The 25469-nt window shown below is 45.6% G+C and carries 22 protein-coding genes; 17 read left to right on the forward strand and 5 right to left on the reverse strand.

All coding sequences use genetic code 11. From position 1 onward, the window contains the following. Positions 1 to 13 precede the first annotated feature (13 nt). The 3 genes from BK127_RS17460 to BK127_RS17470 form a co-directional block, all read right to left on the reverse strand. Positions 14 to 1270 carry a site-specific integrase gene (locus BK127_RS17460; RefSeq protein WP_256711357.1) on the reverse strand — a complete coding sequence of 419 codons (1257 nt, stop codon included), beginning with the start codon at positions 1268 to 1270 and terminating at the stop codon, positions 14 to 16. An 82-nt stretch (positions 1271 to 1352) separates the two neighbouring features. Next, positions 1353 to 1598: a hypothetical protein gene (locus tag BK127_RS17465; RefSeq protein WP_076232541.1), complete on the reverse strand. Its 246-nt coding sequence runs from the start codon at positions 1596 to 1598 to the stop codon at positions 1353 to 1355. A 263-nt stretch (positions 1599 to 1861) separates the two neighbouring features. After that, on the reverse strand, positions 1862 to 2074 hold the full coding sequence (locus tag BK127_RS17470; protein ID WP_076232543.1) for a thermonuclease family protein: 213 nt from the start codon (positions 2072 to 2074) through the stop codon (positions 1862 to 1864). 278 nt (positions 2075 to 2352) lie between these two features. Between BK127_RS17470 and BK127_RS17475 the strand changes: the two genes are divergently transcribed. The 3 genes from BK127_RS17475 to BK127_RS17485 all read left to right on the forward strand — a co-directional run bounded on the left by BK127_RS17475 (position 2353) and on the right by BK127_RS17485 (position 6430). Then, entirely contained in the window at positions 2353 to 4050 is a 1698-nt protein-coding gene (locus BK127_RS17475; RefSeq protein WP_076232546.1) for a DNA repair helicase XPB, read from the forward strand. Next, positions 4047 to 5891: a helicase-associated domain-containing protein gene (locus BK127_RS17480; protein ID WP_076232549.1), complete on the forward strand. Its 1845-nt coding sequence runs from the start codon at positions 4047 to 4049 to the stop codon at positions 5889 to 5891. Before BK127_RS17475 ends, BK127_RS17480 begins: the two co-directional genes overlap by 4 nt. 77 nt (positions 5892 to 5968) lie before the next feature. Beyond that, positions 5969 to 6430, forward strand: a complete 462-nt coding sequence (locus BK127_RS17485; RefSeq protein WP_076233004.1) for a YlbF/YmcA family competence regulator — start codon at positions 5969 to 5971, stop codon at positions 6428 to 6430. A 59-nt stretch (positions 6431 to 6489) separates the two neighbouring features. Here the strand turns inward: BK127_RS17485 and BK127_RS17490 are convergent, their stop codons facing one another. Next, positions 6490 to 7503: an asparaginase gene (locus tag BK127_RS17490; RefSeq protein ID WP_076232552.1), complete on the reverse strand. Its 1014-nt coding sequence runs from the start codon at positions 7501 to 7503 to the stop codon at positions 6490 to 6492. 46 nt (positions 7504 to 7549) lie between these two features. Between BK127_RS17490 and BK127_RS17495 the strand changes: the two genes are divergently transcribed. The 5 genes from BK127_RS17495 to galU all read left to right on the forward strand — a co-directional run bounded on the left by BK127_RS17495 (position 7550) and on the right by galU (position 11332). Beyond that, positions 7550 to 7816, forward strand: coding sequence for a YlbG family protein (locus tag BK127_RS17495; RefSeq protein WP_076233005.1), 267 nt, complete (start codon positions 7550 to 7552; stop codon positions 7814 to 7816). Between the two features lie 229 nt (positions 7817 to 8045). Then, complete coding sequence (locus BK127_RS17500; RefSeq protein ID WP_076232555.1) at positions 8046 to 8480, forward strand: hypothetical protein; 435 nt, start codon at positions 8046 to 8048, stop codon at positions 8478 to 8480. Between the two features lie 95 nt (positions 8481 to 8575). Further along, on the forward strand, positions 8576 to 9487 hold the full coding sequence (locus tag BK127_RS17505; RefSeq protein ID WP_076232557.1) for a selenium metabolism-associated LysR family transcriptional regulator: 912 nt from the start codon (positions 8576 to 8578) through the stop codon (positions 9485 to 9487). Between the two features lie 85 nt (positions 9488 to 9572). Further along, positions 9573 to 10418: a PHP domain-containing protein gene (locus BK127_RS17510; RefSeq protein WP_076232559.1), complete on the forward strand. Its 846-nt coding sequence runs from the start codon at positions 9573 to 9575 to the stop codon at positions 10416 to 10418. 35 nt (positions 10419 to 10453) lie between these two features. Then, the gene (galU, locus tag BK127_RS17515) at positions 10454 to 11332 is read left to right on the forward strand and encodes a UTP--glucose-1-phosphate uridylyltransferase GalU (protein ID WP_076232562.1); all 879 of its coding nucleotides are present in this window, start codon (positions 10454 to 10456) and stop codon (positions 11330 to 11332) included. A gap of 214 nt (positions 11333 to 11546) precedes the next feature. Here galU and BK127_RS17520 read toward each other — a convergent pair whose 3' ends face one another. After that, positions 11547 to 13361, reverse strand: coding sequence for an Rqc2 family fibronectin-binding protein (locus tag BK127_RS17520; RefSeq protein ID WP_076232565.1), 1815 nt, complete (start codon positions 13359 to 13361; stop codon positions 11547 to 11549). Between the two features lie 423 nt (positions 13362 to 13784). Between BK127_RS17520 and BK127_RS17525 the strand changes: the two genes are divergently transcribed. The 9 genes from BK127_RS17525 (at position 13785) to priA (ending at position 25469) form a co-directional block, all read left to right on the forward strand. Then, on the forward strand, positions 13785 to 16571 hold the full coding sequence (locus BK127_RS17525; RefSeq protein WP_076232567.1) for a calcium-translocating P-type ATPase, SERCA-type: 2787 nt from the start codon (positions 13785 to 13787) through the stop codon (positions 16569 to 16571). Positions 16572 to 16741: 170 nt separating this feature from the next. Continuing rightward, a complete protein-coding gene (gene dapF / locus BK127_RS17530) occupies positions 16742 to 17584 on the forward strand; it encodes a diaminopimelate epimerase (RefSeq protein ID WP_076232570.1) in 843 nt (280 codons plus the stop codon). Between the two features lie 65 nt (positions 17585 to 17649). After that, positions 17650 to 19578 carry a bifunctional homocysteine S-methyltransferase/methylenetetrahydrofolate reductase gene (locus BK127_RS17535; RefSeq protein ID WP_076232572.1) on the forward strand — a complete coding sequence of 643 codons (1929 nt, stop codon included), beginning with the start codon at positions 17650 to 17652 and terminating at the stop codon, positions 19576 to 19578. 37 nt (positions 19579 to 19615) lie between these two features. Next, on the forward strand, positions 19616 to 20497 hold the full coding sequence (locus BK127_RS17540; protein WP_076232575.1) for a YicC/YloC family endoribonuclease: 882 nt from the start codon (positions 19616 to 19618) through the stop codon (positions 20495 to 20497). A 105-nt stretch (positions 20498 to 20602) separates the two neighbouring features. Further along, positions 20603 to 20863, forward strand: coding sequence for an extracellular matrix/biofilm regulator RemA (remA, locus tag BK127_RS17545; RefSeq protein WP_009672664.1), 261 nt, complete (start codon positions 20603 to 20605; stop codon positions 20861 to 20863). Further along, positions 20853 to 21473 carry a guanylate kinase gene (gene gmk / locus BK127_RS17550; protein ID WP_076232578.1) on the forward strand — a complete coding sequence of 207 codons (621 nt, stop codon included), beginning with the start codon at positions 20853 to 20855 and terminating at the stop codon, positions 21471 to 21473. The genes remA and gmk overlap by 11 nt, the downstream gene beginning before the upstream one ends. A gap of 1 nt (position 21474) precedes the next feature. Further along, positions 21475 to 21681 carry a DNA-directed RNA polymerase subunit omega gene (rpoZ, locus tag BK127_RS17555; protein ID WP_076232580.1) on the forward strand — a complete coding sequence of 69 codons (207 nt, stop codon included), beginning with the start codon at positions 21475 to 21477 and terminating at the stop codon, positions 21679 to 21681. A gap of 66 nt (positions 21682 to 21747) precedes the next feature. Then, positions 21748 to 22959, forward strand: coding sequence for a bifunctional phosphopantothenoylcysteine decarboxylase/phosphopantothenate--cysteine ligase CoaBC (coaBC, locus tag BK127_RS17560; RefSeq protein WP_076232583.1), 1212 nt, complete (start codon positions 21748 to 21750; stop codon positions 22957 to 22959). Continuing rightward, positions 22959 to 25469, forward strand: coding sequence for a primosomal protein N' (gene priA / locus BK127_RS17565; protein ID WP_076232585.1), 2511 nt, complete (start codon positions 22959 to 22961; stop codon positions 25467 to 25469). The genes coaBC and priA overlap by 1 nt, the downstream gene beginning before the upstream one ends.

The raw sequence follows: 25469 nt of genomic DNA on the forward strand, positions 1-25469 counted from the left end.
TGTAGTTACTCCTTCATTGATCTTTCTGATTTTCAACCAATCTTGGAATATAGTTTTCATGCATACTTTGGAGTTGAGTCTCTAGTTTCTTTCGATAACGTCCAGTTCTGGATAAATAGGTTAAAGCAATGGCTAAATCTTTATCACCACGACTTTCAGCAATTTCAAATGGATTATCTGCATGTTCGGCAACTAGATTTGTAAAAGTTCCTCTACCGATATGGGTTGACCATTTCATGGCACTTAAATGATTAGCCAAAATTTTTCCTTCAACACCGAAGTCTTCGCGCAAAGAATGGATAAACTCTCTTTTCAATTTATCGAAATATTGGCGGTAACTTCTATCTGTCATTGCTTTGCCATCTCTATTTACAAACAATGCTCCAGAACCATCAGAATCTTTGTATATTGCAATATGGTCTTTATATAAAGTGTCAAACCAATCATAAATTTGAAATGCTTTCTGCGAACGTTGCGTTTTAACCTCGTTTGTACCAGCCGTGTCATTCAGATCAGTTCTCAGGTTATTAGTTCTTACCTTTATCAAAATATCGCCATTTGCAACTTTTCGTTTAATTTCTGAACGCTTGATATTAACTACTTCACCAACACGAAGCCCTCCGAAAATTTGTAAATACAATCCTAGAACTATTGGCTGTGCAACGGAGATTGCAATCTCAAACAAAAGCGGCAAATATTGTGGAGGGAAATAATGTTCAATATCAGAAATACGTCTACTTGGATATTCAACATTAAAAGGGGATTCATAATAAAAACCGCCGCGGTGATTTGTTTTTTTTACAAAGTTTTTTTCTGAAATGTGTTTTGTACATTCTTTTCTTGATAGATAAAGATAAAAGTGTGTCAGAGTTCTTTCGTAAGATACAACGGTACCCCTATCTAAACACTTTTTTGTCAATTCATTTAGATAATAATTACCCTGCTTAAATTCAAGCTCGGTTAATGATTTAATGTTAAGATTTCTTCTGTATTCTAGTAGGTAATTTAGAAAAGCTACAATGTTTACTGCATGTTTCCTTTGAGTGTTGTAATTTCTTCCACTCCAGTTGCTTAGAATAAAATCAGATAATGGGTGAATAACCTCTAATCCAGAGGAATTCTTCACGCAAACCACACAAAATTTCTTCTTAATCTCTTCGCCGTTCTTCATTTTCATCCAATCAACCCAAACTGATTTAATAATGAATTTGATATCCTGGCCATTCTGAACAAAAGAAATTATTTTAGAGTCGTCTGTTTCAATTGTCACCTAAATCCTCCAGTTGGGGTTGGTTTTGTAATGCTTTCAACCGAGCTTCATTGGGAGTGTACCCCTTTTTTTCATAAAAACGTTATTTAATGTTTTGTACTTTTTGATTAATTGGCTTTGGTATACTCTCTGGTGTCCAATTTTCTTCAACAGCTATCTTTAAAAAATTATAAGGTGATTTAATCGGTTTGTTGTATTGTCGAAGTAGAAGCAATAGTTCCAATATTCTGAGGTAAGTTAGAGGCAATAGTAAATTAATACTTTCAATAGTGGGATAATTTAACGTTGCAATCTGATAATTCATGGTTATAGCTGTTCGCTTGTCCAAGATACGTCCCTCCTTGAAACAATCATTATTTATCTGTTGTTGTATACAGGTGTATTTCAGGTGAAATCACATGTGTTTATGTACAGTTCAGTATATAAAAATATTAATCTACACCTATCTTTTTCCATAATATCATTTCTAATATTTTTGTACAATACATACAAGAGTGATTGAAAAGGGAAAACACCAGAGATACTTGAATTCTCTGGTGTTTATATTAAAATGTTCATTATTGATTATGTACAAAATAATTATGTTCAATTTTATGGAAATAACTCGGGCGTGTCGATGCCAATCAGTCTTAATTTCTCTTTCTTGCCGTTCAGCTGAATCTCCAGTGTATCGCCATCAACCACGCGTTCGATTTTAACTTGCTGACGATTTTGCTTGGAAGAGGCCGCTTGCTCTTGCTGCTGGCATCCTGTGATGAGGATAAAACAAAGTAATAGAGCCAGTATGATTGATCGTTGTCTCATGAGTCCCCCTATGCAGCTCGTATTTATCTAATTCTGCTCTGTTCCTCATTGTAGAGCCTGAAGAAATTGCTTGTAAAGAGAAAAGATGTTTATTTTATTCCCTTTTTTTTCATACTAGATGAGATAGGCTTTGCAAACGAAAGCCAGATGGACGTAAAAGCAGTATAAACTTTCCTGCTGAAAGCCCGATAGACGCTTGCGTAGCTGGCTTTCCGGAGGAAGCCCAGTAGATGCTTACGAAGTGGGCTTTCCGAAGGAAAACCCTTAGGAGGGAACACATGAAGATAGATTCGAAAAAGCCGCTAGTTGTGCAAAACGATTTTACGGTGCTTCTTGAAGCACGTCATCCTGATTCGGAACAGGTCCGAATTGTGTTGACCCGGTTTGCCGATTTGGTGAAGACTCCAGGAGCGATTCACACCTACCGGATGTCTGCGCTATCTCTATGGAATGCGGCAGCGGCCGGGATGACGACAGCGGAAATCGTTGAGTTTCTGGAGAAGTATGCAAAATTCGGCGTATCTGTGCATGTTAAGCAGGATATTCGGAGATTCGTTGAACGTTACGGGTTAGTGCGGATAGAAAGTTTGGGCGAGGACCTGCTGTTAGTTTCTGATGATGTGGATGCTATTAAAGAAATGGTGTCGTATAGATCACTTCGCTCCTATGGTCTGTGTCAGATTGATTCGCGAACACTGCGATTCTCTTCGACATTTCGGGGCGTACTGAAGCAGGAATTAATCAAGCTGGGTTACCCTGTACAGGACTTGGCTGGTTATTCTCGTGGCGAAGAACTGCCCATAAATCTAAAGCATTCCACTCAACAGGGTCAGTCTTTTGAATTGCGGGATTACCAGCAGGTTGCTGTCGATTCCTTTTACCAGGAGGGTAGTACGCTTGGAGGAAGCGGCGTGCTGGTGCTGCCTTGCGGGGCGGGCAAGACACTCATAGGTATTGCAGCAATGGGTAAGCTTAATTGCGCTACCTTGATTCTTACGACGAATAGTACATCGGTCAAGCAATGGAAGCGGGAAATTCTAGATAAAACGAACGTGACGGAGGATATGGTTGGGGAATATAGCGGTTTGATCAAGCAGGTTCGGCCGATTACAATTGCCACCTATCAAATTTTAACTTACCGGAAGTCTAAGGATGATTTGTTTGTGCATATGGATCTGTTCAATAAACGTGACTGGGGATTGATCGTCTATGATGAGGTTCATCTGCTGCCGGCTCCTGTCTTTCGTGTTACTGCAAATATTCAAGCGACAAGAAGGCTTGGGCTGACAGCTACCCTCATTCGGGAGGATGGCAGAGAAGAGGATGTGTTCTCACTTGTAGGTCCCAAGCGATACGACATGCCTTGGAAGGAACTGGAGGGCAAGGGCTGGATTGCATCTGTAAACTGTTCTGAAATCCGTGTAGAGCTAACTGAGGCCGAGAGGGTACGCTATGATGTCTCAGGGCCGAGGCAGCAAATGAGATTGGCCAGCATGAACAGCGCCAAATATGACGTTATTCAAGAACTATTAAAGAGGCATTCGACCGAACAGGTCCTTATTATCGGGCAATATATCGAACAGCTCAAGCAAATATCTGATGTCCTGCAGGTTCCTTTGATTTACGGTGAGATTTCTCAGGAAAGACGTGAGGAGCTGTTTGAAAAGTTTAGAAATGGTAAGATAAGGGTTCTTATTGTATCGAAGGTGGCTAACTTTGCTGTCGATTTGCCGGATGCAGCGGTTGCGATCCAAATTTCGGGCAGTTTCGGCTCGCGGCAGGAGGAGGCGCAGCGGCTTGGTCGGATTTTACGTCCCAAAGCAAATAGGAATGAGGCTTTTTTTTACTCGATTGTTTCAGATAACACCAAAGAGCAGGATTACGCGCTGAACCGTCAGTTGTTTTTGGTCGAGCAGGGGTATCGTTACCGGATTCAGTCCTGGCAATCCGTGCAGTCCGAGGTCGTTCGATTATGAACCAATCTTATTATCTGGGTCGAATGGAGCCGGGTTTTATAAAAAAGCTGGAGACCGAACGCATTTATACACCATGGATTCAGCAAGGATACCAACTTGTAACCATTTGGAGCGATATCGAAATCATGAAGTCGATATACGGGCATTTGTCCGAAAGGGAACGCCGCCTGCTGCAGCTGCTTGTCACCCATGTAGGCTGTGAGCCCTTTGATTGGCCCAAGCTTGAGCGGATTACGCATTCTTTAATGTCTGGAGCTGAAGCTCGGGTTGGGCTGCTGCTGCTTGTTGAAAAGGGATTTCTATACGCATTCCGTAAATCGTGGGGAGAGCAGCTGTACATTATGGCTCGTGATGGGCTGGCGATGTGGCAGCAGATTATGTGGAATCCTGATCAAGAAAGGTTATCTGAGAATGGTGATGAACATCTTGCACCCATGAGAAAAGAACGAATGAAAGATAAAGATATCGAGCTGACAGATCAAGGTGGAACGGGGCTTGTCCACAATGTATTTCAATCAATGGTATGTATGAGCCAGAATGAAATGAAACTGACGAAAAGCGGAACATTGTCCAAAAGAACCTTGCATAAATGGAAAGAACTGCTTCCCCTCAATGATGATACATTCAAAGCATGCGGAATTAAGTATGCTTATATGAATGTGTATAGTGAATCAATTGCGGTTATATTGGATTTCATGATCAGGCTGCAAATTGTCCGGCAGCAGGACGAGGAGCTTGTGCTTCAGGCTGAGGAGACCAGACGCTGGCTGTGCACAAGTGAAGCAGAGCAAAATAAACGACTGTACCTGTTATGGAAGGAGCTGATGTTCCCCGCAGAGTCGTGGCTGCAGCATGCAGTTCTTTGGTTGGAGCGTCTGCCGAATGAGGAATGGATAAGTGGAGATGATATTTTAAGATGGCTAAAGGATTGTGAAGTTATACCGCTAAACTCAGTTCTCCATGATGAAATGCTTGTGGAGCAATTAGAAGTAGGTTGGCTTGATCCATTACTGGCGTTCGGCTGGCTGGAAAAAGGCGTTAGTAGGCAGGAACAGGCACATTGTTATCGTTGGAGTCAACATCCTCTGGCTGCGGTCGTTAACAAGGATGAGTCGGAACCATATTTGTATATTCAGCCGGACTTTGAAGTGCTGGTTCCGCCCAATGTCGGGTTTGCCGTACGCTGGGAGCTATCAGCCGTGGCTGATCATCGATATACGGACTCAATGTCCCTTTATCATATAACCAAGAAGAGCTTACAGCGTGGTATCCAAACGGGGCGACGAGTCGAATACATTCTTGCGTTTCTTGAACGACATTCCGCTGATGGTATTCCAGAACATGTGCAATTTACAATAGACCAGTGGGCGGGAGAGCTTGGATTTAAGGCAGGTGTGTTTGAAATCGATAAGGACATAATAATGGACACATCGGAGTTAGCCACGCCTGAGATGGATGTATACCCACAGTTTGCCCATAGAACAGGGTTTCTGGATTCACGCCATTCTTTTATCCAATTGGAAATGGAGCTTCAGATGCCCTCATTAGCAGAGCTGTATCCAGAGCTTCGTGCGGTTCCAGCGGCTTGGATGAAGGAATATCGAACATACCATTCGAGTACCCGGAGGGAGATCACGCTGAAGGCTATGGAATGGAAAACATCGCTTCAGATCCGCGGTAACGGGATAGATCGAGTAATCATTCCAAGAACGCTTCAGGAAGTTGATGCGAGCTGGAAGATAACGGGCTTTGAGGTGCCACATGGAAATGAAATTAACTTGTTTTTCAGTGATTGTGAAGAAATGCGGATCATAGTACCAGGAATATACGAGAAATATTGATCTGCATAAGGGCCTTTTGTGTGTTATGATAGTAGGGAGTACAACAATCATAAACATTCGAAAAGGCAGGTGCGATGATGGCAGTAACAGAAGCGCAAACCTTGGACATGTCTGCTATTCTCATGCAGGCGTATGATTTGGGGGACATGATAAAAAGTTCCGCTGAGACAGCGGAGTTTCTATATTGGAAGCAGCGGATTGATCAGGATACACAGGTAAGCGGATTGGTACGTCAGTTTGACAAGAAGAAAGAGTTGTTTGAGGAGTGCCAAAGATTTGGGCATTTTCATCCTGATTACCATGCCGCATTGGGTCAGGTACAGGAAATTCAAAATCAGTTAGATAGCCTGGAGTCCGTTAGAAGGTTTAAGCTAGCTGAGGAGAGACTCGACAATTTATTGTATTCCATATCGCAAACGATAGCGCACAGTGTTTCGGATACGATCAAAGTACCCAGTAATGATCCGCTTACAAGCGGTGGTAGTTGTTCAACAGGTAGTTGCTCTACAGGAGGAAGCTGCAGCGGAGGCTGCAGCTAATTCATAGTATTTAAGGAATCAGAGATGATACACGTTTTTTCCGTTTGAGAGGTTCAATCCTAATGCCATTTTAGCAGGGCATTCGGTTGGATGCTGCCTACGATTTGATCGTGACAGTTCTTAATAGCTGGACGATGAAAAGAATGCAAGGCCACGATTTCCTGCTCCTGCAGCAGATTTAGTTGAATTAACGTTTCCATGACAGCTGGATAAAGTGCTCGTATGGTACCATCTTCAATCTTGAGCGCAATTCCCCAGCTCTTCTCGGGTATGGTGAGGGCGAACAAGCCCTCAGCGCCCATTTTTCCAATGATACGTCCATTAGTGACCTCAATCAGTCGAGTGTCGAATCGATCACTCCCTGCGATATAATAAGGCTCTCTGGATATGGCCCCGATGATACGGTTGCAAGCTTCACTGCGGGAGGCACTCTGATTTACAGGGTCCCCCAGCTGCGCATAGGCAAATGCCAATGCTTCCAGAGGCATTGCAAATACGGGAACGCCACAGCCGTCTGTGCCCAGAGTTATCTGCTCTGGCATCATTCTGCTCATGTCCGCGATAACGTGAAGCATGCGCTGCTGGACAGGGTGATTGATCTCTATATAGGATTGATTGGACACCCCCATTATTTGAGCTAACGCCAGCATTCCTGTATGCTTTCCTGAGCAATTATTGCGCAGTGGAGTGGGTGGCTGGTTGGCCTGCTTTAAACGTTCTGCTGTAGGTTCATGAAACGGTTCATGAACCCCGCAGCACAATGCGGATTCATCAAGATCCAGCTGATGCAGGGTATGATCAACCAATCTGGCGTGTTCATCCTCGCCATTGTGGGAAGCGCATAATAAGGTGATTTGTTTATCATCAAGATGTAAGCGCTCTGCTCCACCAGCTTCCAGCAGTGGAATAGCCTGGAGCAGCTTGGCAGTTGAACGTGCAAAAGTATACAAAGTGGAATCTCCCGCGGAGACAATCAGCTTGCGGTTGATATCCATCACAGCGAGATGAACGATGTGCCGACTTTCCGTCAGCGTACCGCGTACGATGTGAATATTCAATTTTCCGTTGTCCACAGTCAATCATCCTTTCATTTGACTCTATAGAAAGTAGGTAATGCTGATGTTAACCGATCGAAGCGGTCTTATTGTTTGGGTGACAGATCTCAAAGCAGCGAATAAGCATTTGGAGCGTTATGGAAGTGTGCATTTTATTTCCAAAAGGTTACATTATGCAGCCATGTATGTCCATGCGAGCAAGCTGGAGGAAACGATGAAGCAGTTGCAAAAACTGGCTTTTGTCAAAAAAGTTGAACGGTCCTACCGAAATGAAATTCAAACCGAGTATAGTAACAACGGGGCTGATAAATCAAGCTTTTATACCCTGTAAGTGGTATGTAATTTGTTTATATAATGAGGTATATTAGTTTATTATATACATTTTTGGGGGAAAAGCTTCTGATGCCAGGGGCTTTTTTTGCTGTGAAGTATCAAGTTTACAAGATTTAACTAAAGAATAATTAATTTGTCAATCGTTCTCCAGTAATGTAGAATAAGTAGAAACGCTTTTGTGTACATAGGTTTAAAGAACTAATTTCATGGGTGGGGGGTTGTGATTTATGAGAGATAGAACGATAGAACGATCAAATGGTTGTGAACCGTTTTTTGTTTCATTAGGTAACAAAAGCATCACGGATATCGTTATCACGAATCATGCCCAAATCCGTTGGAATGACCGCGTTGAGCATGAAAAAACGGGTTTTGAAGATATTTGTGCTTTTTTATGGAACCGCTTAAAAGCGGGTCAGATCAAGTCTTATTACAAGAATGGCGAAGATGCTTATCTTGTGGATGACGATTTGGTGTTAATCGCTGAATTCACAGAGATGGAGAACCTTAGTGAGACTGGTCCCAAGCTGCATCGGATGGTCATTGTAACTTTTCTTGGACGTATGTCTGAAACGATTGAGCTCAGAGATTTGAAATCGTATTACTCATGGCTGCGTCATTCACGTCGAATGACATTGATCAAAAACAGTCGAAAACGCCGATAATGAATAATTACAAAGAGTATTCTGCGCGGATGCAGCATGCTCTTTTTTTATTTGCTATAATAGGTCTACCAAAGCATGTTGGAGGTACGCAGATCATGGCACTTAATTTTCATCAGCTTCATATTTTTTATACCGTCGCGGAGAAAGGCAGTTTTTCTTATGCGGCACAAGCCCTTCACATGACCCAGCCTGCTGTTACGATGCAGGTGCAATCGTTAGAGGATTATTTTGGTACGAAGCTGTTTCACCGTTCCACGAAAAAGATTGAACTCTCGGAAGCAGGCAGAACCTTACTGCCATTTGCCAAGCGGAGTATTGACTTAATAAAAGAAACGGACATCAGTATGTCCAAATTTACGCATATGCTGGAAGGAAGGCTTCACTTAGGAGCGAGTATGACTGTAGGGGAATATATATTGCCTCGCTTGCTCGGGCCTTTTGGAAAGGAATACCCGAACATATCGATTAGCATGAAGGTCATCAATACGAGACAAATACTTGATGAAGTGCTGAACCACCAATTGAACTTTGGTATTGTGGAAGCAGAGGTACATCACCCTGATGTACATGTGGAAGCTGTGATGAATGATGAATTGATGCTTATTGTTCCAAAGGACCATCCTTTAGCTGACATGCCAGTCGTTACGCTAGAAGAGATGCTGAAGTATCCATTTATATTAAGAGAGCAGGGCTCGGGCACAAGAACAGTTATGGAGGAAGAGCTTGCACGTGCAGGCTGTGACCCGGGCGATATGAAGATCGTTATGGAGCTTGGCAGTACCGGCGCTGTTAAATCGGCTGTAGAAGCTGATCTTGGTATCTCTATATTGTCCCAATCCTCTCTCAAGCATGAAGCGGCACTGGGTGTATTAGTCGTAAAGAAAATCGAAGGCGTTTGCTTTACACGCAGCTTTCATGCGATTTATCTGAATTCAACCATTTTGCCGATATCGGCGGTTACCTTCTTGACCTTTTTGCGCGAACGGGATTTGAGTCAATGGCTTTAGGGACAGGTTGACCGAATAGCATAGAATGGGATATTCTGGATTATCCAAATGCATATAACAATCCAATCAGGAAAAGAGGGTTCACATGGTATACGCGGATTTGCACAGTCACACTTTGGCATCGGATGGGATGCAGCCAGCAGCTGAAAATGTACGGCTTGCTGTAGCGGCAGGACTCGGGGCTATAGCGATAACCGATCACGATACAGTAGCTGGGCTTAAGGAAGCGATAGCTGCTGGTGAGCAATATGGAATTCAGGTTGTCCCTGGCGTGGAGATCAGCACGATAGCTGGCGGCGAAGATATCCATGTTCTTGGGTATTGGATAGATTACGAAAATGAACTGTTTCTGGAGCGATTGGCGAATCTGAGGAGTGTTCGGGACAAACGGAACGAGATGATGCTTGAGAAGCTGAATGAACTCGGTGTTCCACTCACGATGGAAGAGGTGCGTGCGTCTCTGCAAGCATCGAAAAAAGTCGATGAAACACTTGGCAGGCCACATATCGCCGATGCAATGCTGCGCAAGGGACATGTTAGCTCTATTGCTGAAGCATTTGATCGATTTCTCGGAAAAGATGGTGCCGCCTATGTCAATCCGCCGCGGATTGAACCTGCAACTGCAATTGGATGGATCCGTGATGCTGGAGGGGTTCCCGTGCTTGCCCATCCTGGTCTGTATGGGCAGGATCAATTAATCGGTGAGCTGGTCGAAAGCGGTTTAGCGGGCATCGAGGTATACCATGCGGATCATACAGTCGAGCAAGAGCAGCATTATTTGTCTATCGCCAAGCAGTATCAGCTGATTGTGACGGCAGGATCGGATTTTCATGGTGAGCGAGGCGGAGTTGTATTCCATTCTCCTATAGGCTCCAAAAAAATCGAAATATCTGTGGTTCAACAGCTTATTGAGGCTAAACAAAAGCTGTGAATAGAGGAGCAAGGTAGAAGTTCAGGAGGATTAGGATGAAAATACGTAAAGCAATTATACCAGCCGCAGGTTTGGGAACCCGTTTTTTACCTGCTACCAAAGCCCAGCCCAAAGAAATGCTACCGATCGTCGATAAACCGGCGATTCAATATATTGTTGAAGAAGCGATTGCCTCCGGCATTGAAGATATTATGATAGTTACTGGTCGTAATAAAAGAGCGATTGAGGATCATTTTGACAAATCCGTTGAGCTGGAAATGATGCTGGAGGAAAAAGGGAATCTAGAGCTATTAAAGCTCGTGCAGGATGTGTCGAACCTTGCCGATGTTCATTATATTCGCCAAAAGCAGCCGCTTGGTCTCGGGCATGCCGTATTGTGCGCACGTAAATTTATAGGCAATGAACCGTTTGCCGTGCTGCTTGGCGACGATATTATTCAGGCAGAGCCGCCGTTCTTGCAGCAAATGATCGAGCTGTATGAGCATACGGAGACATCTATCATTGCTGTATCGGAGGTACCGTGGGAGGATGTGGACAAATATGGAATCGTTTCACCTTCCTCTGTGGTCCACCCTTATTATCGGTATATCGAGGATTTGGTCGAAAAGCCGGACCGTGGCCATGCACCATCGAACCTGGCTGTCATAGGCAGATATATCATTCAACCAGAGATTTTCGGCATACTGGAAAATTGTGAGCCTGGCAGAAACGGCGAGATCCAACTGACCGATGCGCTGCGCATACTGAACAGCCAGAGCCCTATGGTCATCTGCCCGGTCCAAGGCAGACGTTATGACGTCGGAGATAAGCTGGGATATCTCGAAGCAACCATCGAAATCGCACTTCAGCGCGAAGACCTTCAAGACGCCTTAAAGGCATATCTGCAAAAACTAACAAGCACCTGGCATTCTTAATAAAGTGTCTAAAGTAGCACCAAGCGAGTCCCGTAGGGACGATGCGTCTCAATCCCACAAAAGCCACACCCACCCGAAATACACCGTAGTCCAGCGTGTCCCGCAGGGACGAAAAGCGCCCCGAGAACACTACAGTCCGCACACAGAGAGGGAGTCCAGAGGGCGGCGCCCTTTGGGGCCCTCCCTATAGGGAGGGTTTGGGAGGGTGCGCGAACTATTTTATACTCACAGGCAGCTGTTTGATCCCATCAGCATCAGGTGTGATGAATAAAGTTTTCTGATGATCATAAATCACAAATCCAGGTTTGGCACCGCTTGGCTTGCGGACATGCTTGATCATCGTATAATCGACTGGCACCTGACTGGAGGCCTTGGCTTGGCTAAAATAAGCGGCGAGCTGGGCGGCCTCATGTAGGGTTGCATCCCCGAACTGTATGCTGCGAATAACAACATGAGAGCCGGGAATATCCTTCGTATGCAACCAGGTATCTGCGGACTGGGCCAACCGATTCGTTAAGTACTCGTTCTGCGTATTATTTTTCCCGACATAGATGGGTATACCTTCACTGGACATAAAGCAAGACAGCAGAGGTCGCTGATTTTGCTTCTTTTTGCGTGTTTTTTTACTACGGTTGCGAATGTATCCTTGCTCAATAAGTTCATCACGGATTTCGGCAATATCGCTGAGTGAGGCAGTACCCAGCTGCTGCAGTAAGCTGTCCAAGTAGAGGATTTCCTCGTGAGTCTGCTCCATTTGAACTTTTACCGCGATGAGACTATTTTTGCTTTTGGTATACTTTTTAAAATAACGCTGTGCATTTTCCGAAGGAGTGAGCAGAGGATCGAGTGGAACGGTGATCATTCGCTGCTCTTCATCATAATAGTTGATGACTTCAATTGCGGAAGTGCCTTTCTGAATCTGATGCATGGAAGCTGTCAGCAAGTCGCCAAGTATGCGCAATTTGTCAGAGTCCTGAGCCTCGTTCAGCGTCTCCTGCAGCTTTTCCAGTTTCTTCGCATTTTTGTTTCGTTCATTTTGAAGAAACTTCAGTAGATCGGACACTCGCTGTTTGACGGTATCACGCTCGGCTTTATCTCCGTAGAAGGCTTCCAGACATTGGCTTACTGTGTCATAATATTGGATTTCCCCTTGCAAATGTGTCAGTTTAATAACGGAAAAATAAGCTTTGCCGGTTTCTTCTTGATCACAAATATTAGGTGCACCACTGTCTGACCCCAGTTGATTAATGATCGAAAAGAAGGGTTCCCAAAGACGCGAGGCGCTCTCAACAGGCGTATGCGCAACCGTTATCTTGGGCTGAGTCCGGTATACGATTTCTTTGGCTATCAAAGGACTGAAGCCGCTAAACCGAGCGACAAGACGCTGCTCCCAGGTGAGATCATCCCAAAGCTGAGCAGGTTTGGCAGGTGCTTTGAAAGGGTCGTCCTGCTCGGGTTGGACAGGTGGCGCCTGCGTCATCAGTTCAATGAAGGAGTCACGTTCAATGTGAAAAGGCTGCTCCTTATGCTGTTCAGGAGGTGCCGTATAACGGCTGCCAGGCATAATGATACGGTAACTGCTGATCGCAGGGGTTACATGATGGATTCCGTCAATGATCGTATCTGTCGATGGATCCAGCAAAATAATATTACTATGCCGTCCCATGATTTCAATAATGATCGTTTTGATGCTCACATCCCCAAGCTCATCGCGCTGTCTCAAGCCGATGTGAATGACCCGCTCCAAACCGGGCTGTGTTATGCTCTCGATAATACCGCTTTCGCAATGCTTGCGCAGCAGCATACAGAACATGGGCGCGTCCAGCGGGTTGGAATAGGACTTCTCCGTAAGATGTACACGGGGATAAGTTGGATTAGCAGACAACAGCAGCTTAAGATTACTGCCCTGAGCGCGAAGCTGCAGTATGATATCGTTGCCCGAGGGCATATGAACTTTATTAATTCGGCCGCCTACGCAGGCTTGAAGCTCTTGCACCAAACTATAGACGACGAGACCGTCTAACGACATATCGATTACAACTCCGTTCGTACTTATAATTTTAATTGAACTTATACAGGTCGTTCAAAAAGTCCCCTTTTGATCAATAAGTTATACAGGAGGCTCACTCGGCATCGAATCTTGCAATAAGACTCGAAGTGCGGTGCTCATTTAGGTGTGCCTAAACTCCGCTCCTCCTTCTTCCCAGCTTACGAAGCGAGTTTTCTGAGAAAACTTTAACTTCTCGGTACTGAAAAGTTGACTTTTTGAACATGAACTTATAGTTCACCCTCTATCATGCCATACTTTGAACAAAAACTTAAGCGACTTTTCATTTGTGCTATTTCGCAGCTTGTCTGAATACATTTACTCATGAGGAATTTGTAATGAAAATTAAGCTTTGCAGCCTTTCGCAAGGCGGTATCAGAGCAACCTTATGGGAGGTAATACGGAATGAGTCAGAAGAAGTGGTATCAAATGACAAGCGAGGAAACGATGGAAGCCCAAAACATGCAGACCTTACTGGGACTGACCTCGTCAGAGGCAGAGAAGCGATTGGAGCAAAATGGCAAAAATGAACTGTCTGATGGTCCCAAGCTGTCTCCAATTACTTTATTTTTGGGCCAGTTTAAAGATTTTATGGTGCTTGTTCTCGTTGGAGCAACCTTAATTTCAGGTCTGCTTGGGGAGTATCTGGATGCAATTACAATTGTTGCGATCATTATTATGAACGGCATTCTTGGTTTTATTCAAGAATATCGAGCTGAGCGCTCCCTACGGGCGTTAAAAGAATTGTCCGCTCCAAACGCCCGTGTCCTTCGTGATGAGACGATATTGCAAATTCCAGCCCGCGAACTGGTCCCGGGAGATATAGTCCTGCTTGAAAGTGGAGACCGAATTCCCGCAGATCTGCGATTTATTGAAGCGAACAGCCTGTATGCCGAAGAATCGGCGTTGACAGGTGAATCGGTGCCAGTTAATAAGCACACGGAAGCTTTGAAAGGGGAAGAGGTTTCGCTTGGCGATCAGCGTAATCTGGGATTCATGGGTACAATGGTCACACGTGGAACAGCCAGGGCTGTAGTTATTCGAACCGGGATGCAAACGGAAATGGGCAAAATTGCCGATCTTATCCAAAATACAGAATCGACCGAAACGCCACTGCAGCATCGTTTGGAGCAGCTTGGGAAAATATTGATTATTGTTGCATTGGTGCTAACCCTTCTGGTTGTAGTAGCTGGTATTCTGCATGGACAAGAGCCTTACAGCATGTTTTTGGCAGGAGTAAGTTTGGCGGTAGCAGCGATTCCGGAAGGACTTCCGGCAATTGTAACGATCGCGCTGGCTATGGGAGTTCAGCGGATGATACAGCGCAAGGCGATCGTTCGCAAGCTGCCTTCTGTTGAGACGTTGGGCTGTGCTTCCGTGATCTGCTCGGATAAAACAGGAACTTTGACACAAAACAAAATGACCGTTACCCATTTATGGCTGGGTGGAGATATTCTTGAGGTAACAGGCGAAGGTTATGAACCGCAGGGGGATATCAAGCTGAAAGGCGAACGTGTTGATGTGCGCAACCATTTGATGCTGCGAAAGCTGCTGCAAGTATCTGTTTTGTGTAACAATGCACAGCTCTCAGAGCAGACAGAAGTGACGAAGCGCAAAAAGCAGACGATGGAAGATGCGAAAAGTGTATGGAGTCTGCAGGGGGATCCAACGGAAGGCGCACTTATCGTACTGGGAGCCAAAGCAGGACTGACCGTTCCTTCCTTATCTGGTTTGTTCAACCGCACCAGCGAATTTCCATTTGATTCCGAGCGTAAACGAATGTCTGTGCTCGTGGAGCATCAGGGAGGGCGTATGGCTTGCACCAAGGGTGCTCCGGATGTGCTTATCATGCAGTGCAGCTATGTATTGTGGGATGATAAAGTGATTCCGTTTACTCCAACGCTTAGGCAAAAGGTGCTCGCTGCCAATGAAGGTATGGCCAACAACGCATTGCGTGTTCTGGGACTTGCTTACCGTGATCTGAAGCCAACGGAGAACTGCACGGAGGAAGCTGAAGTTGAGAGCGGTCTGGTTTTCATCGGTTTGACGGGAATGATTGACCCGCCGCGCCGGGAAGTGCGGGATGCCATAACAAAATGCCGCAAGGCTGGCATCAAAACTGTAATGATCACTGGTGATCATCAAGGAACAGCCGAAGCGATTGCCAAGCAGCTGGGGATTATGCCAGCATCAAACGGATTAACCCTGAATGGACAGCAGTTAACCATGCTAAGTGATGATGAGCTCGACAAGTTGGTCGAGGACACAAGCGTCTATGCAAGAGTTTCCCCAGAGCATAAGCTGCGGATAGTCAAATCCTTGCAGCGACAAGGCCATGTGGTCGCGATGACGGGGGACGGTGTTAATGATGCTCCGGCCATTAAAGCGGCAGACATCGGAATTGCGATGGGAATTAGTGGAACCGATGTATCTAAGGAAGCGGCATCGCTCGTGTTAAGTGACGATAATTTTGCCTCTATTGTATCCGCTATTGAGGAAGGGCGCGGCATTTACGAAAATATCCGCAAGTTTATCCGGTATTTGCTGGCATCTAATGTCGGCGAGATCATGACGATGTTTTTAGCTATGATGGCAGGCTTGCCGCTGCCGCTCGTTCCGATCCAGATTTTATGGGTTAATCTGGTTACAGATGGACTTCCGGCCATGGCACTTGGAGTCGATCAAGCCGAAAAAGATTTAATGCAGCAGAAGCCGCGTGGTGCACGTGAAAGTATTTTCGCTCGGAGGCTGGGCTGGAAAATTATTTCTCGAGGTATGCTGATCGGTGTTTGCACCTTGGCTGCATTTCTGATTGCTTTGCAGCAGGGGCTGCATGATGACGCGTCAACATTGATTAAAGCGCAGACGGTTGCTTTTGCCACATTGGTTATGGCGCAGCTGATTCATGTATTTGATTGTCGCAGTTCACGCTCCATCTTTCATCGCAATCCGCTGCAAAACCGTTATCTGGTTCTGGCAGTGCTGTCCTCATTACTGCTGATGCTGGCAGTGCTGTACATTGAGCCCTTACAGCCTATCTTTAAAACCGTTCCACTGAATATTAAGGATTGGATCGTCGTCCTCATATTTGCTGGAATTCCAACTTTCCTAATGGGATTTGGCAGCTTGATGAGCAAGCCGTCCAAACGCAAGCCCATTCGTTATGGAACGACAAAACCTGTTATTCGTTAATATTTTGATTCGTGCTGAGGCCTGGGGTTAAATTCCAGGTCTCGGCATTTCGTATTTTGTACATTAATAGTAAGCGGAATTTTGTCAAAAAACTATGCATACCTGTCATTTTGCGTTATGATAATGGCTATCAACACTATAGGGATCAGGTTAGAAAGTAGGGAGCGGCTATGAATTTCACAAAAATGCATGGACTTGGGAATGATTTCATTGTCGTTGCAGGTCAGCAAGAGCTTCCTGTCGATGCAAATGAGCTTGCAATCCGTTTGTGCAGTCGTTTTTTTGGTATAGGAGCAGACGGGCTTGTATATATACTTCCTTCAAAAATCGCCGACTATCAGATGAGGATCATCAATTCTGACGGTTCGGAGTCCGAGCAGTGTGGTAATGCTATTCGTTGTGTTGCCAAATATATTTATGAACATGGCATGATGGATGCCTCAGCAACTGAATTAACCGTTGAGACGGTCGGGGCAGGCGCACAGCAGGTGCAGCTCACTGTAGTTGAAGGTAAAGTAACGGCGGTGCGAGTCGATATGGGTGAGCCAATCCTGCAGGGTGCCTTAATTCCTACTGCACTGGATCAGGAACAGGTGCTCAATCAGCCGATTGAGGTGGATGGACAAGAGTTTCATTTCACTGCCGTTTCGATGGGCAATCCTCATTGTGTAATCTATGTTGATGATGCAGTGGGATTTGATTTGGCTGAGTGGGGGCCAAAGCTGGAAAAGCATCCGATGTTTCCGCGACGTGTGAATGTAGAATTTACAACAGTCAAGGCTCGCAATGCGATAGATATGCGCGTATGGGAACGTGGAGCAGGCCCCACGCTAGCTTGTGGTACCGGAGCTTGTGCATCACTGGTAGCTTCGGTGTTAAACGAAGTATCGGATCGTTCAGCGACGGTTTCCTTAAAAGGCGGCGACTTGTTCATTGAATGGAGTTCGGCCGACAATCATGTATATATGACAGGACCTGCAGAGCAGGTTTATGAAGGCAACTTATCTATATAAATGTATAAACGGATGATAGTAATATAGAAGGATCGCAGCTTAGTGGAAAGGGCGGACAAAAGCAAATGAAGCTTGACTTAAGGGAAGCACTCCATCAGGATATTTTGGTCGGTGATGGAGCGATGGGGACATTTTTATATCAGATGGGATTTCCGGTCGGGATTTCGTATGAGGAGTTGAATCTGCTCAAACCGGAGGTTATCGCCGATGTGCATCGCCGTTATTATGAGGCAGGCGCGCGCGTGATCGAAACGAATACATTTTCGGCAAACCGTGAGAAGCTGTCCAAATACGGCTTGGAGCAGGAAGTAGAAGCTATCAACCGTGCTGGTGTGGAATTAGCACGCAGAGCGGTGGGCAGCGATGCTTATGTCGTTGGGGCGATGGGATCTATCCGTGCGGGTAAGCGCAAAAATGTGCGTACAACCAAGCTTAAAGAAGATTTGCGTCAACAAATCGAGGTTCTTCTGGATACACAGGTGGATGGTTTGCTGCTGGAATCCTTTCTGGATCTGGAAGAAATGCTGCTGGCTTTGAAAATCATACGCAAGCTCAGCAATATTCCAGTAATTTGTCAGTTTGCAACTGAAGGTGCAGGGACTACCGAGGATGGTATTCTGCTGAACGAAGCCTTTGCCAAACTCAAACACTATGGAGCCGACGTGGTTGGATTTAACTGCCGCAGCGGTCCCAATGGGTTATTACGTTCCTTGGAAAAAGCTGCGGCGTCTGGACCTGAACTTCCATATTCTGTATTTCCGAATGCAGGAATCGCCGATTATGTTGATGGTCGCTTTACTTTTGCAGCCACACCTGAATATTTTGCCGAGACGGCTTTGAAGTTTGCTGATTTGGGTGCGAGAATCATCGGTGGCTGCTGCGGGACGACACCTGAGCATATCGCTTTTATGGCGAAAGCATTGAATGGCTACAAGCCGGACCCATCACGTATTGACAAACTGCAGTCCGATATAAGGGATACAGGCTTACCAACTGTTGCAAAGGGTGCTTCAGTCGAATCGATTACTGAATCGGTGTCTACGGCAGCTAATGATACTGCTGGATTACCGCCTGCTGCTGAACCGAATATCATTGAATTGGTCAAACAGCGTCATACCGTTATTGTTGAACTGGATCCTCCTCGTGATCTGGATATTGATAAATTCATGAAGGGTGCACATGCGTTGAAGGAAGCGCGTATTGATGCCTTGACGATGGCTGACAATTCATTGGCTGTTACACGGATGAGCAACTTGGCGTTGGGCTACCTGGTGAAAGAGCAGACCGGACTACGGCCTCTTATTCATATCGCATGTCGTGACCGCAACATGATTGGTACACAATCGCACATGATGGGGCTGCATGCTCTGGGTATCGACCATGTGTTGGCTGTGACTGGAGATCCGGCACGTTTTGGCGATCTTCCTGGCTCCAGCTCCGTCTACGATTTGACTTCTTTTGAAATCATTCGAATGATCAAGCAGTTGAACGAAGGAGTAGCTTTCTCAGGTAAGCAGCTGAAGAAGAAGGCGAATTTTATTGTTGGAGCAGCTTTTAATCCCAATGTTAAATATTTGGAGAAGGCCGTGCAGCGTCTGGAACGGAAAATCGAAGCAGGTGCCGATTATATCATGACGCAGCCGGTTTATGATGCCAAGCTGATTGAGCGAATATATGAGACTACCAAGCATTTGAATATCCCGATTTTTCTCGGTATCATGCCGCTTGCAAGCGGCGGTAATGCAGAGTATTTGCATAATGAGGTTCCAGGGATTCAATTGTCGGATAACGTGCGTCAGCGTATGAGCGACTTGAAGGGTGAAGCGGGTCGGGCGATGGGCGTGCAAATCGCGAAGGAGCTTTTGGATGCGGCGATGCCGTACTTTAACGGAATATATTTGATGACTCCTTTCTTATCCTATGAGATGACAGCAGATCTGACGAAATATGTATGGGAGAAATCAGAAAGCGCGATTTCCACTTGTACCCTCTAGCAAAATGAATTAAAATAAGCTAATGGATGTGAACAGCTTGATGAAAAGTATGACCGGGTTCGGACAAGCAAGCTGTCGGTTTGCCGGATATATCGTGCAAATGGATCTGAAATCGGTGAATCATCGCTATTGCGAGGTCAACGTGCGAATCCCTCGAGAATACATGAAATATGAGGATTTGCTCAAAAAAACCGTGCAGCAGCATTTGAAGCGCGGCAGAGCTGATTTGTTTGTGACGATTGAGCGAAGTGTCGAGGCATCTCGTACGGTAGAGCTGAACTGGCAGCTAGTGGAAGCCTATCAGGCAGCAGCTGAACAGCTTGTGACAAGATTCGGTTTGAAATCATCAATGGATGTACGGGATTATATGTCTATTCCAGATTTGATTACCTTCAAGGAAGCTGCTCTAGTAACGGATGAAGAGTTTCAAAGTGAATTACTGACTTGCGCAGAAGCGGCAGTTCTGAAACTCACCCAGATGCGTGAATCCGAAGGTGCCCATTTATGTGTGGATATCGAACAGCGGATCGATACCATGAATCGTTATTTGGGACAATCGCAGAAGTTGGCTCCGCAGGTGGTACACCATTATGCACACAAGCTTCGTACTCGAATTCAGGAGATGCAGCAGCAGCCAATAATGGACGAAGCACGCATGGCTATGGAAGTGGCGTTATTAGCGGATCGTTCCAATATTGATGAAGAATTAGTGCGTTTGCAAAGCCATATTCAGCAATGCGTTCAGCTTATAAGCGAGTCAGAACCGATCGGCAGAAAGTTTGATTTCCTCCTGCAAGAAATGAATCGGGAAGTGAATACGATCGGATCGAAAGCGAATCATGCAGAACTCACCACGATAGTTGTGGAGATGAAGGCTGAAATGGAAAAATTGAGAGAGCAGATTCAAAATATAGAGTAGTCATATGCTAATGCTCAGTTAGCAGCTTTCCATAGGAGAGCAAGTTTAATAATCAAGTGCTTACGAAGTAGCTTTGCTAAAGCAAAGCTTGTGGGAGGAAACCAGATGGCTATCAAACTTATCAATATTGGCTTCGGGAACATTGTGTCTGCCAACCGAATCATTTCCATTGTTAGTCCGGAATCGGCGCCAATCAAAAGAATTATTCAGGAAGCACGCGACCGGCATATGCTGATCGACGCAACCTATGGACGTCGTACACGGGCGGTTATCATTACGGATAGCGACCATGTTATTTTATCTGCGGTGCAGCCCGAGACGGTGGCCCATCGACTTTCCAATAAGGACGATGATCATGACGAGTAAGGAAAAAGGAATATTAATCGTATTATCGGGGCCTTCTGGCGTGGGCAAAGGAACTGTTTGTAAAGCTTTGCGCGGCTGTGCGCCTGACCTGGTATACTCTGTATCCGCTACAACTCGCGTTCCTCGAGAGGGCGAAGTGGATGGTGTGAATTATTTCTTCAAAACTAGGGAACAATTTAAGAAGTTGATCGATACCGATCAAATACTGGAATGGGCGGAATATGTAGGCAATTACTATGGAACCCCACGTCAGTTTGTGGAAGAAACGTTAAATTCCGGTAAAGATATTATTCTTGAGATCGAAGTGCAGGGTGCGCTTCAAGTTAAACAAAAATTTCCTCAAGGCGTATTCATATTTTTGCTTCCTCCTTCATTAGATGAATTGGAAAGCCGAATTGTTGGCCGCGGTACCGAATCCGAGGAATCGATAAGGAGTCGGATGTCGGTAGCTATGGACGAATTCCGTTTAATGGATTATTATGACTATGCGATTGTAAACGATAAGGTGGAAAATGCCTGTTCGCGTATTCAATCGATTATTGTAGCCGAGCACTGTCGCAAGGATCGAGTATTCAGTAAAATAAAACAGTGGATGGTTGAGGTGAAATAACATGTTGTATCCTTCGATTGATGAGCTTTTAGAGAAAGTGGATAGTAAGTATTCCTTGGTAGTAGCGGCATCCAAGCGGGCAAGAATGTTGCGTGATGGTGCTAAATCGGAAATTCGTAACAAAAAGTCCTACAAGCAGGTAGGTCTTGCACTTGAAGAAATTTATGAAGATTTGATTTCTTACGAGAAGCTGTATAAAGAAACCTAAGGAACATTTTAAACGACAACCCTTGTGGTTGTTATTTTTTTCTCGATAAATGGGGAGGGATCGGTTATGCTGCAGGGTAAAACGATTATTTTAGGTGTCAGTGGAGGCATTGCAGCCTATAAGGCAGCTGCTATTTGCAGCAAGCTGGTTCAGGCGGGAGCGGATGTTCGTGTCATTATGACGGAATCGGCAGTCAAATTTATTGCACCTTTGACCTTTCAAACCTTATCCCGACACGACGTTATTATTGACACATTCGATGAAAAAGATGCATCGGTCGTTTCCCATATTGATCTGGCAGATCGCGCAGATTTAATCATCGTTGCCCCCGCAACAGCTAACATCATTGCCAAAATGGCCCATGGGCTTGCTGACGATATGCTGAGCACGACATTGCTGGCAACGATGGCACCGGTGTGGATAGCTCCTGCAATGAATGTTCACATGTATGCACATCCTGCAGTTCAGTCCAATTTGGATGTGCTTGCTGCTCGTGGAGTACAGTTTATTGAGCCAGGTACGGGCCAGTTGGCTTGTGGTTATGTAGGCAAGGGAAGATTAGAAGAACCTGAGCATATAGTTGCAGCCATTATTCGATTTTTTAGCGAAAAAAAAATACTTGAAGGCAAGAAAATGGTAATCACAGCTGGTGGTACCGTGGAGCGTATAGATCCTGTGCGATATTTAACGAATGATTCATCCGGTAAAATGGGCATAGCCCTCGCGGAAGTAGCTCAGAGCATGGGTGCTGATGTCACGCTGATCGCGGGCAAAACGTCCGTACCTGTCCCCTCAGGCATACGTGTTGTGAAAGTTGAATCTGCACAGGATATGCTGGAAGCCGTCATGGAGCGGTTTGACGATTCCGATGTGATTATTAAAGCAGCTGCGGTTGCCGATTATCGTCCTTTGGAGCGTGCACAACAAAAGATCAAGAAAAAGTCGGAAGAAATGACTTTAACTCTGATTAAAAATACAGATATTTTACAAACTATCGGTCAACGTAAAACGAAGCAGTTTATCGTTGGATTTGCAGCGGAAACCGAAAATGTTGAAGAGCACGCCCTGGATAAGCTGCGACGGAAGCATTGTGATTTGATTGTCGCTAACGATGTTACGCAGGAGGGTGCAGGCTTTGGCACGGATACGAATGTAGTAAGAATTTATGATGCGGCTGGCTTGGTCGATATTTTACCGCTCATGAGTAAGCTTGGTGTGGCACGTGAGCTGTTGTTACGAATAGCAGAACGGATGGCGAAAGGAGCAGAATCGCGCTGATGTATGCAAAAGTTATTGTGGATGTTCCATCCAAGCACACAAACCGCGGTTTTGATTACCTGATACCCGAATCGATGCGGGAGTGGGTTGCGATTGGAAGTCGGGTAGGCGTCCCTTTTGGCCCAAGAAAGCTTCAGGGATTTGTCGTTGAGCTGCATGGTCGTCCGGACTTTGATCCAGCGAAATTAAAGCCGATTTCAGAGGTAATGGACTTGTATCCTCCATTAACTCCCGACTTGGTGGAGCTCGCTCAGTGGGTAAGCAAAACCTATCTTTGTCACGAAATTACAGCGCTGCAGGCGATGATTCCAGGTGCCTTGAAAGCCAAGTACGAACGGCATGTCAAGGTGAGCGATTTTCATACAAATGGGGATTATGGTAATTTGCTTTTACAAGGTCAGCGTACGATGCTGCTGCCGATTCAGGAAGAAATCGCTGCTTTTATCCGCGATAAGGGCTCAGTAGAGATTGGGGCTTTATTAGAAAAATACACGGATCAGGGCGGCCTGATTAAGCAGATGATCACGCAAGGCCAGCTCGTTGAAGTACAGATGATTAAAGACCGGATGTCAGCAAAAAAGGTACTCACGGTTTTTCCATCCGGGCAGCCGGAGCAGCTGAGACAGTGGGCTGAGCTGCTTGCAGCCAGATCCATGAAGCAGAAGGAAGTGCTGCTGTACTTGGCGGAACAGCATTATCCGATCAAGCTGACGGATCTGCTTAATGAGCTGGGGATTAGCGCCAGTACGGTCAAAAGCTTGGCGGACAAGGATTATCTCACGATTAAGGAAGTTGAGGTTTTTCGGGACCCGTATGCAGAAAGGAATTTTCCGCGTACCAAGCCGCTGATCTTAACACCGGAACAGAGCCAAGTATTTAATCGAATTTCCGAAGCTGTTCACGAGCGGAATCATCAGGTATTCTTGCTGCACGGGGTGACAGGAAGCGGGAAAACTGAGGTTTACCTGCAGTCGATTCAAACCTGTCTGGATCAAGACAGAGAGGCCATTGTGCTGGTACCGGAAATTTCTTTAACACCTCAGATGGTCGAGCGGTTCAAAGGCCGTTTTGGCAATCAAGTCGCAGTGCTGCACAGTCGCCTGTCACAAGGTGAGCGCTATGATGAGTGGCGCAAAATCATGCTCAAGCAGGTCAGTGTCGTGATCGGTGCCCGCTCTGCCATCTTTGCTCCATTTACCAAGATTGGTTTGGTTATTATTGACGAGGAGCACGAATCCTCTTACAAGCAAGAAGAAAGTCCGAAATATCACGCACGTGATGTTTCTATAGCAAGAGCTAAGCAGCATGGAGCCGTTGTTATATTGGGTTCTGCCACTCCATCGCTTGAGAGTATGTACGGCACATTGCCCGAAGCGGCCCAGGACACACCTGATGGTCGTGCACCGATTGAGCTTTTAACGATGAAAGAGCGGGTTGAAGGGCGGCCTTTGCCTAAAGTTCACATTGTTGATATGCGTGAGGAGCTAAGCAAGGGCAACCGATCGATGTTCAGCCGCGGCTTACATAAAGCGATCGAAGACCGGTTGGAAAAGAAAGAGCAGATTGTACTGCTGCTGAATCGTCGCGGATATGCGACATTTGTGATGTGCCGCAGCTGTGGGTTCGTCGCAGGTTGTCCTCACTGTGATATTTCATTAACTTATCACCAGTCCGCTCGAACGCTGCGCTGCCACTATTGTGGGTACACAGAACGTGAAGCGACGACTTGTCCAAGCTGTGGAAGCGAGCATATACGTCATTTTGGCACCGGAACCCAACGAGTAGAAGAAGAATTGGGCAAGCTGTTCCCTGGCATTCGTGTGATTCGGATGGATGTGGATACGACGACGGAGAAGGGCTCTCATGAGAAATGGCTAACTCTTTTTCGAAATCAGCAGGCGGATGTGCTGCTTGGGACACAAATGGTGGCCAAGGGCCTCGATTTTCCGCAGGTTACACTGGTTGGTGCTCTGGCAGCGGACACGGTACTGAATTTACCGGATTTTCGCGCAGCGGAACGGACCTTCCAGCTTATGACTCAGGTAGGTGGACGTGCTGGACGGCATGAGCTGCCAGGTGAAGTCTTTATTCAGACCTACACGCCGGAGCATTATAGTATAATTAGTGCCAGCAATCATGATTATAAAAGTTTTATGGAAAAAGAGATGACTTTTCGTAAATTCCATGATTATCCGCCTTTTCATAGACTTATACTAATAACGTTATCACATGAACAGATACCACTGCTCATGCGCTCGGCAGAGACGTTAGCTGCCAAATTGAAAGAGCTCGCCAAGTCTATGGCGCCTACGCCCATTGATATTCTTGGACCGGTAGCTTCACCTATTTCGAGAATCAAGGATAGATATCGGTTTCAATGCATGGTAAAATATCGTGAAGAAGTTTCGATAGCGGGACTTGTTCAGCAAGCAGCGGCCACACTTGGTGATGTAGTAAAGCAGCATAAGCTGACGATCAGTATAGATGTGGATCCGCAGGTGTTGATGTGA

Source organism: Paenibacillus sp. FSL H7-0331, from assembly GCF_001956045.1.